Annotated in this window: 14 protein-coding genes and 1 tRNA gene; 11 read left to right on the top strand and 4 right to left on the bottom strand. The window is 65.3% G+C overall.

Going from position 1 to position 15626, the window contains the following annotated elements; all coding sequences use genetic code 11:
- Window positions 1–185: 185 nt before the first annotated feature.
- Both BT115_RS06260 and uvrA read right to left on the bottom strand, forming a co-directional pair.
- Window positions 186–626 (bottom strand): acyl-CoA thioesterase, encoded by a 441-nt coding sequence (locus BT115_RS06260; protein WP_072321615.1) that lies wholly within the window; start codon window positions 624–626, stop codon window positions 186–188.
- Window positions 623–3580 (bottom strand): excinuclease ABC subunit UvrA, encoded by a 2958-nt coding sequence (gene uvrA, locus BT115_RS06255; RefSeq protein WP_072321614.1) that lies wholly within the window; start codon window positions 3578–3580, stop codon window positions 623–625. The genes BT115_RS06260 and uvrA overlap by 4 nt, the downstream gene beginning before the upstream one ends.
- Window positions 3581–3782: 202 nt before the next feature.
- Between uvrA and BT115_RS06250 the strand changes: the two genes are divergently transcribed.
- The 4 genes from BT115_RS06250 (at window position 3783) to cgtA (ending at window position 6416) form a co-directional block, all read left to right on the top strand.
- Window positions 3783–4310: a DUF2059 domain-containing protein gene (locus BT115_RS06250; protein ID WP_072321613.1), complete on the top strand. Its 528-nt coding sequence runs from the start codon at window positions 3783–3785 to the stop codon at window positions 4308–4310.
- A 276-nt stretch (window positions 4311–4586) separates the two neighbouring features.
- On the top strand, window positions 4587–4901 hold the full coding sequence (gene rplU / locus BT115_RS06245; RefSeq protein ID WP_072321612.1) for a 50S ribosomal protein L21: 315 nt from the start codon (window positions 4587–4589) through the stop codon (window positions 4899–4901).
- Between the two features lie 20 nt (window positions 4902–4921).
- The gene (rpmA, locus tag BT115_RS06240) at window positions 4922–5179 is read left to right on the top strand and encodes a 50S ribosomal protein L27 (RefSeq protein WP_072321611.1); all 258 of its coding nucleotides are present in this window, start codon (window positions 4922–4924) and stop codon (window positions 5177–5179) included.
- 169 nt (window positions 5180–5348) lie between these two features.
- On the top strand, window positions 5349–6416 hold the full coding sequence (gene cgtA / locus BT115_RS06235) for an Obg family GTPase CgtA (RefSeq protein WP_072321610.1): 1068 nt from the start codon (window positions 5349–5351) through the stop codon (window positions 6414–6416).
- 215 nt (window positions 6417–6631) lie between these two features.
- Here cgtA and rpsT read toward each other — a convergent pair whose 3' ends face one another.
- Complete coding sequence (gene rpsT / locus BT115_RS06230; protein WP_072321609.1) at window positions 6632–6895, bottom strand: 30S ribosomal protein S20; 264 nt, start codon at window positions 6893–6895, stop codon at window positions 6632–6634.
- A 230-nt stretch (window positions 6896–7125) separates the two neighbouring features.
- Here rpsT and murJ point away from each other — a divergent pair, with 230 nt between their 5' ends.
- The 7 genes from murJ to BT115_RS06195 all read left to right on the top strand — a co-directional run bounded on the left by murJ (window position 7126) and on the right by BT115_RS06195 (window position 15294).
- Complete coding sequence (gene murJ, locus BT115_RS06225) at window positions 7126–8733, top strand: murein biosynthesis integral membrane protein MurJ (protein ID WP_072321608.1); 1608 nt, start codon at window positions 7126–7128, stop codon at window positions 8731–8733.
- A gap of 103 nt (window positions 8734–8836) precedes the next feature.
- Window positions 8837–9793: a bifunctional riboflavin kinase/FAD synthetase gene (locus BT115_RS06220; protein ID WP_072321607.1), complete on the top strand. Its 957-nt coding sequence runs from the start codon at window positions 8837–8839 to the stop codon at window positions 9791–9793.
- 48 nt (window positions 9794–9841) lie between these two features.
- Window positions 9842–12700, top strand: a complete 2859-nt coding sequence (gene ileS / locus BT115_RS06215; protein ID WP_072321606.1) for an isoleucine--tRNA ligase — start codon at window positions 9842–9844, stop codon at window positions 12698–12700.
- 67 nt (window positions 12701–12767) lie between these two features.
- Window positions 12768–13268, top strand: a complete 501-nt coding sequence (gene lspA, locus BT115_RS06210; protein ID WP_072321605.1) for a signal peptidase II — start codon at window positions 12768–12770, stop codon at window positions 13266–13268.
- Window positions 13269–13396: 128 nt separating this feature from the next.
- Window positions 13397–14338, top strand: coding sequence for a 4-hydroxy-3-methylbut-2-enyl diphosphate reductase (gene ispH / locus BT115_RS06205; RefSeq protein WP_072321604.1), 942 nt, complete (start codon window positions 13397–13399; stop codon window positions 14336–14338).
- Window positions 14339–14380: 42 nt separating this feature from the next.
- Window positions 14381–14456: transfer RNA gene (locus BT115_RS06200), tRNA-Thr, on the top strand.
- Between the two features lie 280 nt (window positions 14457–14736).
- Window positions 14737–15294, top strand: coding sequence for a GNAT family N-acetyltransferase (locus tag BT115_RS06195; protein WP_072321603.1), 558 nt, complete (start codon window positions 14737–14739; stop codon window positions 15292–15294).
- Between the two features lie 17 nt (window positions 15295–15311).
- Here the strand turns inward: BT115_RS06195 and BT115_RS06190 are convergent, their stop codons facing one another.
- Window positions 15312–15602 carry a hypothetical protein gene (locus BT115_RS06190; protein WP_250338360.1) on the bottom strand — a complete coding sequence of 97 codons (291 nt, stop codon included), beginning with the start codon at window positions 15600–15602 and terminating at the stop codon, window positions 15312–15314.
- Window positions 15603–15626 lie beyond the last annotated feature (24 nt).

The following is a 15626-nucleotide window of genomic DNA, read 5'->3' as shown; positions in this document are numbered from 1 at the left end:
CTCCATGTAGACCCTCGCGGATCATACCGGGGAGACGTGAACGTTCGCGATCTTCTGCGAGGTTTATCGCCGACGGGTCGGTTCCCACCAATCCATGGTTCGGCTCCCCACGAGCCGGCAGGACGTCTGCCGAAACCCGAGGTGCCGATGCCTGGTGGGAGTCGACTTGTCGGCGATGGGGCGGATCAGGCGCGCGTGGCGTCCGCCACAGCGTCGCGAATCGCTTGCGGCAGCGGCACAGGGCGGCCGCTCTTCGTGTCGATCCAGACCATGGTGATGCTGCCGTCGCAATGGATGCGCGTGGCGTCCTGCGAGTCGACGATGCGGTGGCCGATGGTCATGGAGCTGGTACCCATCCGATTGACGAACAACTCGATCTGGATGTCCGCCGGCCATTCGATCGGCAGGCGGTAGTTGAGTTCGCTGTGTGCCATGACCGGCGCGGCGGATGGGCTGTACCAGTCACCGGGAATGTCCTTCAGCCACTTCAGTCGCGCTTCCTGTAGGAACACGAGGTAGTTGGCATTGTTGACGTGGTTGTATGCGTCGAGATCCTGCCAGCGCACATCCATGGGCGTGATGAAGAGCGGAACAGGTGCGGGCGTGATCGAGGCTTCGGTCGTCATGCGGTCTTTTTCTTTTTCGCGGAAGGCGCCGGCTTGGCGGCGGATTTCGTGGTCGTGGCCTTGCTGGCGCGGCGCGCGGCCGGCTTGGCCGCGGACTTGGCGGCGGGCTTCGCCGCTTTCGTGGCCTTGACGGGTTTCAAGTGCGGCAGCAGGAAGCGGCCCGTGTGCGAGGCGGACGTGGCAGCCACTTTCTCCGGCGTGCCACTGACGAGAATGCGTCCGCCGCCGGCACCGCCTTCCGGACCGAGGTCGATCAGCCAGTCGGCCGTCTTGATGACGTCGAGGTTGTGCTCGATCACCACCACCGTATTGCCGTGGTCGACGAGCTGATGCAGCACGTCGAGCAGTTGCTCGATGTCGTGGAAGTGCAGGCCCGTGGTCGGTTCGTCGAGGATGTAGAGCGTGCTGCCCGTATCGCGCTTGGACAGTTCCTTCGACAGCTTCACGCGCTGCGCCTCGCCACCGGAGAGCGTCGTGGCACTCTGGCCGAGCTTGATGTAGTCGAGTCCCACTGCGCGCAGCGTTTCCAGCTTGCGCGCGATCACCGGCACGTTCTCGAACAGCTTGAACGCGTCCTCCACGGTCATGTCGAGCACGTCGGCGATGGTGTGGCCCTTGTACAGCACTTCCAGCGTTTCGCGGTTGTAGCGCTTGCCGTGGCACACGTCGCACGGAACGTAGACGTCGGGGAGGAAGTGCATCTCCACCTTGATCATGCCGTCGCCTTCGCAGGCTTCGCAGCGTCCGCCGCGCACATTGAAGCTGAAACGACCGGGCGTATAGCCGCGCTGGCGCGCTTCCGGCACCTGCGAGTAAAGCTCGCGCAGCGGCGTGAACAGCCCCGTATACGTCGCGGGATTGGAGCGCGGCGTACGACCGATCGGCGACTGGTCGATGTCGACCACCTTGTCGAACAGCTCGAGGCCTTCGATGGATTCGTACGGTGCCGGCTGCTCGCCTGCACCGTTGAGTTGCATGGCGGCGAGGCGATAGAACGTGTCGTTGATGAGCGTGGACTTGCCCGAGCCGGACACGCCGGTCACGCAGGTGAACACGCCGACAGGAATACTGACGTCCACGTCCTTGAGGTTGTTACCGCTGGCACCCTTCAGTTCGATCCACTGGTCGTCGCGGGCTTCGCGGCGCTTCTCGGGTACCGCGATGCCGCGCTCGCCGCTCAGGTACTTCGCGGTGACCGAGCGGGGCGAGGCGAGTACCTGGTCGAGCGTGCCTTCGGCGACGATGGCACCGCCGTGCACGCCGGCACCGGGGCCGATGTCCAGGATGTGATCGGCGGCGCGGATGGCATCCTCGTCGTGTTCCACCACGATCACCGTATTGCCGAGGTCGCGCAGGCGCGTGAGCGTGCCGAGCAGGCGCTCGTTGTCGCGCTGGTGCAGGCCGATCGACGGCTCGTCGAGCACGTACATCACGCCGACGAGGCCGGCACCGATCTGGCTGGCCAGACGGATGCGTTGCGCTTCGCCGCCGGAGAGGGAGTCCGCCTGGCGATCGAGCGTGAGGTAGTTGAGGCCCACGTCGTTCAAGAACGTGAGGCGCTCGCGGATCTCCTTCACGATCTTCACGGCGATTTCGCCACGCCAGCCCGGGAGCTTCAATTTCTCGAAGAACGCGAGGGCATTGTCGATGGCGAGCGAGGTCAGTTCGGGAATGGCGCGATCGGCGACGAACACATTGCGCGCGGAAGGATTGAGGCGTTGTCCTTCGCAGTCCGGGCACGGGTGGTCGGCGATGTAGCGGGCGAGTTCCTCGCGCACGGCCGCCGATTCGGTGTCACGGTAGCGACGCTCGAGATTCGGAATGATGCCTTCGAACTTGTGCTCGCGCGTGACCTTGCCGCCGCGATCGGTGATGTAGCGGAACGGGATCAGTTCACGGCCGGAACCGTTGAGCACGGCGTTCTGCACCGACTTGGGCAACTGGCGCCACGGCGTTTCCGGATCGAAGCCGTAGTGCTTCGCCAGCGAAAGCACCATCTGGTAGTAGTACGGATTGCGCCGGTCCCAGCCGCGGATGGCGCCGCCGGCCAGGCTGAGTTCGGGATGACCCACGACACGCGCTGGATCGAATACCTGGGTGATGCCCAGGCCGTCGCAGGTCGGGCAGGCGCCGACCGGGGAGTTGAACGAGAACAGGCGCGGTTCCAACTCCGGCAGCGAGTAGTCGCACATCGGGCAGGAGTAGCGCGAGGAGAACAGTTGCTCCTGCGCCTTGGCATCGTCCATGTCCACCAGGATGACGATGCCGTCGCCGAGCCGCAGCGCGGTTTCGAACGACTCGGCGAGACGCTGCTTGATGTCGTCGCGCGGACGGAAGCGATCGATCACCGCCTCGATCGTGTGCTTCTGACGCAGCGTCAGCGGCGGTACGGCATCCAGGTCATAGACCTCGCCATCGACGCGGGCACGGACGAAGCCCTGCGCGCGCAGCTGGTCGAAGACCTGCACGTGCTCGCCCTTGCGCTCGCGGATCACCGGCGCCAGCAGCATCCAGCGCTTGTCGGCGTCCAGTGCCAGCGCCGTGTCCACCATCTGGCTGACCGTCTGCGCCTCCAGCGGGATGCCGTGGGTCGGGCAGCGCGGGGTGCCGACGCGCGCATACAGCAGGCGCAGGTAGTCGTACACCTCGGTGATCGTGCCGACGGTGGAGCGGGGGTTGTGGGATGTCGACTTCTGCTCGATCGAGATGGCCGGCGAGAGGCCTTCGATCGTGTCCACGTCGGGCTTTTCCATCATCGAGAGGAACTGTCGGGCATAGGCCGACAGCGACTCGACGTAGCGACGCTGGCCTTCGGCATAGATGGTGTCGAAGGCCAACGAGGATTTGCCCGAACCGGACAGCCCCGTAATGACAATGAGCTTGTCACGGGGCAGGTCGAGGTCGATGTTCTTGAGATTGTGCGTGCGGGCGCCGCGGATGCGAATGCTGTCCATGTGCCGACGTAGATGGGGGAAGCCGATGACTATACCAAGGGTTTTTGGCCTTCATCCGACGTCGACCTGTGACGGTTCATCACATTTGTTATGAGGGGTAGGAACCGCGGCCCGCGGGCTTACACCGCGCGCCCATGGCGACTACCATGGCCCGGCCCCGGGGAGGGGTCGACAAGCCATTCATCCGAAGAGGAAGACACGCATGCGTAAGTGGACAGGGATCGCTGCCGGCCTGGTGCTGGCGGGTTTTGCGGGCCAGGCGCTGGCAGCGCCGCCCACCGAACAGCAGGTGCGCCAGTTGATGGATGCGGTGGGTATGGGCCGCATGCTCAGTCAGATGAACAGCCAGATGGCGGGCGTGATGCAGAACGCGCTGCCCTGCGTACCGGCGAGCTATTGGCAGGGTTTCGTGGACGCCAATGCCACCAACCAGCTCATCGGCCGCATGGTGCCGGTCTATCAGAAGCATTTCACGGCCGAAGACATCGACGGCCTGCTCAAGTTCTACCGCTCGCCGCTGGGCCAGAAGGTCATCACGCAGATGCCGGCGACCATGGCCGAGGGCATGCAGATCGGCAAGCAGTGGGGCCAGGAGCGTGGCCAGCAGATGATCGCCCAGCTGCAGGGGCAGGGCACCCTGAACCAGCAGGGCCAGTGCCCGGCGACAGGCGCCGCCAAGCCCGCCCCTGCGCCGGCCGCCGCGCCCGCGGCTCCGGCGAAGAAGAAGTAAGCCTGCCCGGGTGCGCACGGGGTCGGCCCCACGCGCACCCCTGGGCTGCCGTACAGGTCATCCTGCGCCGGATCAGGCGCTCGGTGTGGGGTACTGTGCCAGGGGTTGCCGTAACCTATTGAGAGCCAAGGTTTTATGGGGCTGTCCGCGGCTTGCTCGCCGACGCGCAGGTGTGTCTTAACCACCTGATTGACCTTGCCTTTTGGCTCCCGCTATAATTCGCGATTCGCAACACCCGCAAGACCCCAAGAAGAACTACATAATCAGGAAACCACCATGAGCTACGCAGTCATCAAGACCGGTGGCAAGCAGTATCGCGTGATGGCAGGCGAAGTCCTGCGCGTCGAGCTGCTCAACGCCGAAGTCGACTCCACCGTTCAGTTCGACGAAGTTCTGCTCGTCGGCGAAGGCGAGTCGATCACCGTTGGCGCCCCGCTGGTCGCCGGTGCCACCGTCAGCGCGAAGGTTCGCGCCCACGGCCGCGCCGATAAGATCCGCATCGTCAAGTTCCGTCGTCGCAAGCACTACAAGCGCACGCAGGGACATCGTCAGCACTACACCGAAATCGAGATCACGGGCATCAACGCCTGAGTCGCCGGAGGATATAAGTCATGGCACATAAAAAAGGCGTAGGTTCCAGCCGTAACGGCCGCGATTCGAACCCGAAGTACCTCGGTGTGAAGATCTACGGTGGCCAGGCTGTCGAAGCCGGTAACATCATCGTTCGTCAGCGTGGCACCAAGTTCCACGCTGGCGTGGGCGTCGGCCTCGGCCGCGACCACACCCTGTTCGCTCTGGTCGACGGCACCGTGTCGTTCAAGACCCGTGGCGACAAGGGCCGCAAGTTCGTCGACGTCGTCCAGGCGTAAGCCTCGCTCGACGCGATAGCGAAGGCCCCGCCATAGGCGGGGCTTTTTTTTGCGTAAAGCGTTAAAGCGTGAACCGTGAACCGTAAAAGCAGGTATTCACTCTTCACTCTTCACTCTTCACTCTTCACGGTTCACTTTTCACGGTTCACTTTTCACGGTTCACTCCCCTATGAAATTCGTCGACGAAGCGCAAATCAGAGTCTCGGCCGGTGACGGCGGCAACGGCTGCGTCAGCTTCCGTCGAGAGAAGTTCATCCCGTTCGGTGGCCCAGACGGCGGCGACGGCGGCAATGGCGGGTCAGTGTGGCTGGTGGCTGACGAGGGGCTCAACACGCTCGTCGACTTCCGTCACATGCGCGCGTTCAAGGCCCCGCGCGGGCAGGGTGGCATGGGCAGCCAGATGTACGGCAAGGGTGGCGAGGACATCGAAGTCCGCGTGCCGGTCGGTACAGTGGTGACCAATGTGGATACCGATGAAGTCATCGGCGACCTCACGGCTCACGGTCAGCGCCTCAAGGTGGCGCAGGGCGGCCGGGGTGGCCTCGGCAACATCCATTTCAAGAGTTCGGTGAACCGCGCGCCGCGCAAGTCCACGCCGGGTACGCCGGGCGAGGTCCGCGATCTCAAGCTGGAGCTGCGCCTGCTGGCCGACGTGGGTCTGCTGGGCTTTCCCAATGCCGGCAAGAGCACCTTTATCCGTGCGGTGTCGGCGGCGACGCCGCGCGTGGCGGATTACCCGTTCACCACGCTGCATCCGAATCTCGGCGTGGTGCGCATCGGCACCGACCAGAGCTTCGTCATCGCCGACATCCCGGGCATCATCGAGGGGGCGGCCGACGGCGCGGGTCTGGGCATCCAGTTCCTGCGGCACGTGTCACGCACCAGCCTTCTGCTGCACGTGGTCGATATCCGCCCGATCGACGGATCCGATCCGGTCGAGCAGGTCCGCGCCATCGAGCACGAACTGCAGGCTTTCGATACGGAATTGGTCGAGCGGCCCCGCTGGCTGGTCATCAACAAGTCCGACGTCATCGATGACGAAAACGAGCTGAAGCAGGTGGTCGACGACATCGTGGCCCGCCTCGAATGGACCGCTCCCTGGTTCGTTGTTTCCGCGGCCGGCGAGATCGGCACCTGGGACGTCTGCCTCAAGGTTCAGCAGTTCTTCGATGCGGAGCGCGCCGCGCGTCGCGAGCGTACCGAGGCGGCCGACGACGTGCGCATGCGCGGCGAATAAACGGGCGTTGCCCTATTTGTAGAGCCGCCATGGCGGCGAGGGAAGTTTGCCGGTGGAAGCCAGCCTGCTGGCGATGGCAATTTGCCTCGCTGCTACACCGCTTCGTTGGCTTCTCGCGGCCATGGCGGCTCCCACAGGGTGGTGCCTGACGGTATGGACACACAAAAAAGCCGGCTTGCGCCGGCTTTTTTATGAACAGCGATGTCGCGCAGGCGTTACGCCAGGTCGCGGATCTTCGCGTTCAGGCGGCTCTTGTGACGGGCAGCCTTGTTCTTGTGGATCAGGCCGCGGGCAGCGTAACGATCCATCACCGGCACGGCGACGGCGTAGGCGCTGACGGCGCCAGCCTTATCCTTGGCGTCGATCGCCTTGACGACCTTCTTCAGTGCGGAACGCACCATGGAGCGCGCGCTGACGTTGCGCAGACGGCGCTGCTCCGACTGACGCGCACGCTTCTTCGCGGACTTGATGTTGGCCAAGGTAAAGCTCCAGAGTTCGGTTGGTTTTAAAAAAGACGCCCATTTTGATGCCAAAGGCGGGGCGCGTCAATAGCTTAGGCCCACGCCGGCACGGTGGCCAGGGGCGGGTAGGGCGATTGCCCGGGTATCTCCAGGGCATGGACTGTCCTCCGCCCGGGCGCCGCTGTCAAACTAGGGGTTTGCGGCGGCCTTTGGGGCCGTTCGATCGTCTCCAGGAAAGCTTCGACCGGATGAAAGCCCCCAGTCTCCTTCGCGGCATGCTCAGCTTCAGCGGCATGACCATGGTCTCGCGCGTTCTCGGCCTGGTTCGCGACATGGCGATCAACGCCTCCTTCGGCGCCAACGCCGCCACCGACGCCTTCTGGGTGGCGTTCCGCATACCGAATTTCATGCGCAGGCTGTTCGCCGAGGGCTCGTTCTCGACGGCCTTCGTGCCGGTGTTCACCGAGGTGAAGGAGACCCGTCCGCACGCGGATCTCAAGGCGCTGATGTCGCGCACGGCCGGCACCCTCGGCGGCGTGCTGCTCGTCGTGGTGGCGTTGGGTATCGTCTTCGCCCCGCAGGTCACGGCCTTGTTCTCCCCGGGCGCGGTGGAAACGCCGGAGAAGTTCGAGCTCACGGTGGACCTGCTGCGGCTGACCTTTCCGTTCCTGCTGTTCGTGTCGCTGACGGCGCTCAGTGGTGGCGCGCTCAACAGCTTCCATCGCTTCGGCCTGCCGGCGCTGACCCCGGTGATTCTCAACCTGTGCATGATCGCCGGTGCGCTCTGGCTGGCTCCGCGGCTGCACACGCCGATCATGGCGATGGGTTGGGCGATTCTGGTCGCGGGTATCCTGCAACTGGCCTTCCAGCTTCCTGCGTTGCGGCAGTTGGACCTGCTGGCCCTGCCGCGTTGGGGTTGGAGTTCGCCGGACGTGCGCCGGATCATGCGTCTGATGGTGCCTACCCTGTTCGGCTCGTCGGTAGCGCAGATCAACCTCCTTTTCGATACGGTGATCGCCTCGCTGCTGATTGCCGGATCGCAGAGCTGGCTGTCGCAGGCCGATCGCTTTCTCGAACTGCCGCTGGGCGTGTTCGGGGTGGCGTTGGGCACGGTCATTCTTCCCTCGCTGTCGCGCCATCACGTGGCGACCGACAAGGACGCGTTTTCCCGCGCGCTGGACTGGGGCCTGCGCACGACCCTGCTGATTGCCGTGCCGGCGATGTTCGCGCTGATGATTCTTTCCACGCCGCTGGTGGCGACGATCTTCCAACATGGCCGCTTCACCGCGTTCGACACGCATATGGCGTCGCTGTCGATCTCCGCACTGAGCTTTGGCCTGCCGGCTTTTGCGCTTGTGAAGGTCGTGCTGCCGGCCTTCTACGCACGCAAGGACACCCGCACGCCGGTGCGTGCGGGTGTCGCCTCGCTCGTGGCGAACATGGTCTTCAACGTCGCTTTCCTGGCCCTGTTGTTCTTCCTTTGGGCGACCCCGGCGCAGAAGGCCGGGTCGTGGATGCAGGCGCTCAGCGCGATCCCCGGTCTGCACATGGCGCTGGGCATGGCCAGCGCCCTGGCCAGTTACCTCAACCTGGCGCTCCTCTGGCGTTGGCTCGGCAAGGCCGGCGTGTACGCTCGCCAGCCGGGCTGGGCACGGCACCTGATTCGCCTTGCGGTCGCATGCGCCGTGATGGTCGCGGTATTGCTCGGTGGTCTGTGGATCTGGCCGGAGTGGACCGACGTGGAGAAGTGGGTGCGGGTCGGCCGCCTGGCTGTGCTGGTCGCGGCTGGCGGCGGCGCCTATCTCGTGGCGCTGTTCGCACTGGGCTTCCGGCTGCGCGATCTGCGCGCGCATTGAGTCTGCGCAAGGCGCGGCGCCGGGGCTCGCATTGTGCGGCGCAACCGGGCCGCTATACTGGCCCGATGGCTTTTATTCCGCATCGATTCCAGGGCGCCCGGGCATGACGCTGCGACTCCATCGCGACGTCGACGGCCCCTGCCTCGCGCCCGAGGGCAGCGTCCTCGCGATCGGCGCTTTCGACGGCCTGCATCTGGGTCACCAGGCTATCCTCGCGGAGGTCTGCCGACGTGCGGCCGCGCGCGGCGCAACGCCTGCCGTCATCACATTCGAACCGCTGCCGCGCGCGTTCTTCTCCAAGGAACCCGTGCCTCGCCTGTCCGGCGTGCGCGAGAAAGCCGAAGGCATGACGGCGGCCGGCATCCGCGAGCTGCTGTCGTTGCGTTTCGATCGCGCGTTGACCGAAATGGCCGCGGAGACCTTCGTGCGCCAGGTGATCGTCGCGCGCATGGGCGCGCGCGAGGTCTGGGTGGGCGAGGACTTCCGCTTCGGTCACCGCCGCACCGGCGACTTCGCTTTGCTCCAGGCGATGGGCGCCGAGCTGGGTTTCACGGCGCATGCCGTCCCGCCCGTGCTCGTCGACGGTGAACGCGTGTCGTCCACTCGCGTGCGCAGCTTGCTCGCGGCCAGCGATTTCGCGGGTGCTACGCGTCTGCTTGGCCGGCCCTTCGTGATCGACGGTCACGTCGAACGGGGCCAGCAGTTGGGGCGGACCCTTGGTTATCCCACCGCGAATGTCCATCTCAACGAACGGGTGAGCCCGGTGCACGGCATCTTCGCGGTGCGGATCGGCGTCGGCGATGGCCCGTGCAGCTGGCCGGGCGTGGCCAGCCTGGGCTACCGCCCGACGGTCAACGAGGTTCGCGAGCCGTTGCTCGAGGCGCACCTGTTCGATTTCTCCGGCGACCTCTACGGACAGCGCATCGGCGTGGAGTTCGTGCGGAAGCTGCGTGACGAAGAAAAGTTCGCCGGCCTCGACGCCCTGACCGCCCAGATGCGCAAGGACGAGATCGCCGCCCGGCAGGCCCTTGGGATGAACCCCATACTTGTCGATGCATGACGGAATGCGCGTCCCGCGCTTTCGCCCCGAAACCTACGGTTCCCAGCGATGACCCAGGATTACAAGAACACCATCAACCTGCCGCAGACGGACTTCCCGATGCGCGGCGACCTGCCCAAGCGCGAGCCGGGCTGGCTTGCGACCTGGGAGCGGGTGGGCCGCTACGCGCAGATTCAGGAGAAGACGGCCGCACGCGACAAGGTGTTCGTGCTGCACGACGGCCCGCCGTACGCCAACGGCGCCATTCACCTGGGTCACGCGGTGAACAAGGTGCTCAAGGACGTGGTGGTCAAGTCCAAGCTCATGGCGGGCTACCGCGCGCCGTACGTGCCGGGCTGGGATTGCCATGGTCTCCCCATCGAGATCGCCATCGAGAAGAAGTTCGGCAAGGCCGGCGACAAGCTCGACGCCGCGGCGTTCCGGCAGAAGTGCCGCGAATACGCGATGTCGCAGATCGACCTGCAGCGCACCGACTTCAAGCGACTCGGTGTGCTCGGCGACTGGGAGCGGCCGTATCGCACGCTCGACTTCACCTACGAAGCGGACATGATTCGCGCGCTGGCGCGCATCGTCGCCAATGGCCACGTGGTGCGCGGCGCCAAGCCCGTGTACTGGTGCTTCGATTGCGGCTCGGCGCTGGCCGAGGCGGAAATTGAGTACGCGGACAAGACTTCGCCTGCCGTCGACGTTGCCTATCGCGCCGTCGATCCGGTCTCCTTCGGTGCGCTGTTCGGCGTCGCCACGGGCGATGCGGACATCGCCGTGCCCATCTGGACCACCACGCCCTGGACGCTGCCGTCCAGCCAGGCGGTGTCGCTGGGTGGCGAGATCGAATACGCGCTCGTGGAAGGCCCCGTGCACAACGGCAAGCCGCTGCTGCTCGTGATCGCCTCCGCGCTGGCGGAGAAGGCGCTCGCGCGCTACGGCGTCGAGAGCGTGAACGTGCTGGCGCGCGTGCAGGGTGCCGTGCTGGAGAACCAGCCGTTGCGCCATCCGTTCTATGACCGCAAGGTGCCGATCATCCTCGGCGACCACGTGTCCGCCGAGGACGGCACCGGTGCCGTGCATACCGCGCCCGACCACGGCGCGGAAGACTTCGCGGTGGGGCAGAACTACGGCATCGGCACGCTCAACTACGTGGATGGTCGCGGTGTCTACCGCGCCGATCTGCCGTTGGCGGGGGACGTGTCCTTCGCGGGCATCCATATCTGGAAAGCCAACGACCAGATCGTCGACCTGCTGCGCGACCGCGGCGTGCTGCTCGCGTCCGCGAAACTCACGCACAGCTACCCGCACTGCTGGCGGCACAAGACGCCGGTGATCTTCCGCGCCACGCCGCAGTGGTTCATCGGCATGGAGCAGGCCGACCTGCGCCGCACCGCGCTCACCTCGATCAAGTCCGTGCGCTGGGTGCCGGGCTGGGGCGAGGAGCGCATCGCTGGCATGGTCGAGGGACGTCCCGACTGGTGTATCTCGCGTCAGCGCACCTGGGGCGTGCCGATCACCTTGTTCATCGACAAGGACACGCACGAACCGCATCCTGACTCCGTCGCGTTGATGGAAAAGGTGGCGAAGAAGGTTGCGCTCGAAGGCATCGACTGCTGGTTCACGCTGGACCCGCGCGAACTGCTGGGCGACGACGCTGACCGCTACGAGAAGGTCACCGACGTTCTCGACGTCTGGTTCGACTCCGGTGTGAGCCACTTCGCCGTGGTCGGCGCGCGTCCTGAGCTTCAGGCCGGCGATGCCACCGAATACAAGGTGATGTACCTGGAGGGTTCCGACCAGCATCGCGGCTGGTTCCAGTCGTCGTTGCTCACGTCGGCGGCGATCCACGGCCGCGCGCCTTACGACCACGTGCTGACCCACGGTTTCACCGTGGACGCGCAGGGCCGCAAGATGTCGAAGTCGCTCGGCAACGGCATCGAACCGCAGGACATCATGAAGACCCTGGGCGCGGACATCCTGCGTCTGTGGATCTGCTCCACCGACTATCGCAACGAGATGTCGCTCTCGGACGAGATCCTGAAGCGCGTCGCGGACACGTACCGTCGTATCCGCAATACCGCGCGCTTCCTGCTCGGTAACCTGGATGGTTTCGATCCGGACAAGCACCTGTTGGCGACCGGCGCGTGCCTCGATCTCGATCGCTGGGCCGTGCAGCAGGCGGCGGACACGCAGGCGGCGATAGTCGCGGCTTACGAACGCTACGACTTCCCCGAGATTGTCCAGCGCGTGCAGAACTTCTGCACCAACGAACTCGGCGCGCTGTATCTCGACATCACGAAAGACAGGCTCTACACGATGCCGACCGACAGCCACGGTCGACGCAGCGCGCAGAGCGCGATGTACCGCATTCTCGAGGCGATGCTGCGCTGGCTCGCGCCGATCCTGAGCTTTACTGCCGAGGAAGTCTGGGCGCACATGCCGGGCTCGCGCGGTGAGTCGGTGCTGTTCGAGACCTTCTACGACGGGCTCGACGTGCGCCAGGATGGCAACGCCCGCGGTCACTGGTCCACCTTGCTGGCGATCCGCGAAACCGCCTCACGCGTGCTCGAAGGCATGCGCAAGACCGGCCAGATCGGCGCCTCGCTCGATGCCACGCTTACCCTGCATGCCGATACGGCCACGCAGGCCGCGCTTGCGGCCTCGGCGTCGGAACTGCGTTTCTTCTTCATCACGTCCGATGTCACGCTGGCCCCGATGGATGACCGGCCGGCCACGGCCGAGCGCGTGGAACTCGAGGGGGCGGAGGTCTACGTTTCCGCCGCCGTGAGCGAGGCCGTGAAGTGCGTGCGTTGCTGGCATCATCGCCCAGATGTCGGCGTCGACCCGGCGCATCCGGAGATCTGCGGCCGTTGCGTGGAGAACGTGACGGGGCAGGGCGAGGATCGCCGCTGGTTCTGATCCGGCGTTCCTCTGCCGTACCCGTGCCGGCAACGGCGCGGGCCCTTCGTCACTCTTGGCTTTTCGAATGACTGCACGCCCCCAACCCAACGCCCTGTCCTGGCTGTGGCTCGCCGCCGCCATGATCGGGCTCGACCAGCTCACCAAGTGGTGGGCCCTGACGGCCCTGCAGCCGGCGGAGACGCCGCACCCGGTCATTCCGGGCCTGCTCAACTGGACGCTCACCTTCAACACCGGCGCCGCTTTCAGCTTCCTCGCGGACAGCGCCGGCTGGCAGCGCTGGTTCTTCGTGGCGCTGGCCGTCGGCGTCAGCGTCACGCTGGGTGTCTGGTTGTCTCGTACCCCGCGCGGCGACTGGCGCACCGCAGCGCCGTTGGCGTTGATCCTGGGCGGGGCCCTGGGCAACGTCATCGATCGGCTGCACGCCGCCAAGGTCACCGATTTCATTCAGGTATTCATCGGCAGCTACCCGTTCCCGGTGTTCAACGTGGCCGATTCCGCCATCAGCGTGGGCGCCGTGGCGCTGATCGTGTTCAGCCTGTTTGGCGGCCAGAAGTCCGCGACCTGATGGGCTCCCACAGACAGGGTTTCCCATACACACAGGCTCTGATAGGCGGGTCGTGCGATAATCGCCCTGTTCCGCGCCCCTAGGCGCCCAGCCCGCTATCACGGCCCCCTGCGGCCCCCGAGGTTCCCTTGGACATCCTCCTCGCCAATCCCCGTGGTTTCTGTGCCGGTGTCGATCGCGCCATCGCCATCGTCGAGCGTGCCCTGGAGTCGTACGGTGCGCCCATCTACGTGCGCCATGAAGTCGTCCACAACCGCTACGTCGTCGAGCGCCTGCGCGCCGATGGCGCGGTGTTCGTGGAAGAACTGGACGACGTACCCGATGGCGCCACTGTGATCTTCAGTGCCCACGGCGTGCCCAAGGCGGTGCGTGAGGAAGCCGATCGCCGCCGCCTCAACGTGTTCGATGCCACCTGTCCGCTGGTCACCAAGGTGCACATGGAAGTCGCGCGCCTGGGTCGGGCGGGCCACGACGTGGTGCTGATCGGCCACGCCGGGCACCCCGAGGTGGAAGGCACGATGGGGCAGTGGAACCCCGCGAACAGCGGACACATCTATCTCGTGGAATCGGTGGAAGACGTGGCCGCCTTGCGCCCGTCGCAGCCGGATCGCCTCGCCTTCGTCACCCAGACCACGCTCTCGGTGGACGACACCATCGCCATCATCGGCGCGCTGCGCGCCAAGTTCGTCAACATCGAAGGTCCGCGCAAGGACGACATCTGCTACGCCACGCAGAATCGTCAGGATGCGGTACGCCGCCTGGCCGACGCCGTAGATCTGGTGCTCGTGGTGGGCTCGGTGAACAGTTCCAACTCGAACCGGCTCAAGGAGCTGGCCGAGAAGCAGGGGGTGACCTCCTACCTGATCGACGGCGCCGAACACATCGAGCGCAGCTGGCTGGATGGCGCCTCGCGCATTGGTGTCACGGCGGGCGCCTCCGCCCCGGAGAAACTGGTGCAGGAAGTGATCGCGCGCCTGCAATCCTGGGGCGCTGGCAGCGTGCGGGAACTGGACGGCGAGGCAGAAAACATCACCTTCGCCCTGCCCAAGGAGCTCCGTCTCGCAAGCTGAGGCTTGCGCCACGACGCCGGGTTCCCTAGAATCCCGCTTCTCGCCGGAATAGCTCAGTTGGTAGAGCGCGTCATTCGTAATGATGAGGTCGTAGGTTCGATTCCTATTTCCGGCACCACAGATTGCTTCCCGGATTGCCGCTGGCGCGGTCCCGGAAGACATAAAGAAACCCGCTCTCGCGGGTTTTTTTATGTCTGTCGTTCACGTCATGGCGCACGATCGGCCACGTTGTCGTTGAACTGCTCGAAGAACCGACCGTAGCTACGGTTCGCTTCGGCGGCGGCTCCGTGCGGGGAAGGGATGTGCCAAGCCCAGGCCGGCTACGATCCCGTGGAAAAGCAGGCGCCCGAAAATTCCACAGTTGCGAGGAGCGATCGAGGTCGTCGACGATACGCGGCATGAACATGCCAACGTCTCCCGAGTTTCTCACCGCGCGCCTGCGCTTGGACCGCCTGCTGCCTGCGGATGCTACAGCGCTGTACGACTACCGCAGCGACGCGAACGTCGCGCGGTATCAGGGCTGGTGGCCTACCGATCTCGCGCAGGCGGAAGCGTTCATCGCGACGCAGTCCGCGCAGGACTTCGGCTCACCGGAAAGCTGGTGCCAACTGGCGATCCGTGATCGCGACTCATCCGAACTGCTCGGGGATCTCGGTATCCATTTCCCGGGCACGACCGACGACGCCATCGAGTTTGGCGTCACGTTGCGTCCCGACCGGCAGGGCAGGGGTTATGCGCGCGAGGCGCTGGGCAAGGCGATCGATCTGGCGTTCCGCGAATGGGGCTATCGCCGTGCGGTGGGCTCGGTCGACCCACGCAATGCAGCCAGCATGACCTTGCTGCGGTCGCTGGGCTTTCGCCAGGAAGCACATCACGTCGCCAGCTATCGCTTTCGCGGCGAATGGGTAGATGACGTGATCTTCGCGATGCTTGCGACGGAGTGGCGGGGCACCTGACGCCCGCCACGAAGAAACTACGCCATTGCCAATCGAGCCAGCGCCGCTGCGCTGGGCGGCGGCAAATGGGCGAGCGGGGCGTCGGGTAAGAACCGCCAGTCGCTCAGGCGACGGGGCAGGCGAGCCTCCGGATAGAACGTGCGGAGGTCGCGAATCGCTTCCTCCGGCGTTTCATAGCGACCGACTTCGATGTCGTCGCGAAGGGCGCGCCAGCGATGACCGTGGCGCACGATGCGGAAAGGGGTGTCAGCGGGAGTGAAAACATACTGCGCGAGCACGGGGACGAACTCCTGTCTTAGCCCGCTCATTCTCACCGCGACACCGTGACCGCT

Source organism: Luteibacter sp. UNCMF366Tsu5.1, from assembly GCF_900119235.1.
Taxonomy (GTDB): Bacteria; Pseudomonadota; Gammaproteobacteria; order Xanthomonadales; family Rhodanobacteraceae; genus Luteibacter; species Luteibacter flocculans.
This window is presented reverse-complemented; position numbering and strand designations above follow the sequence as displayed.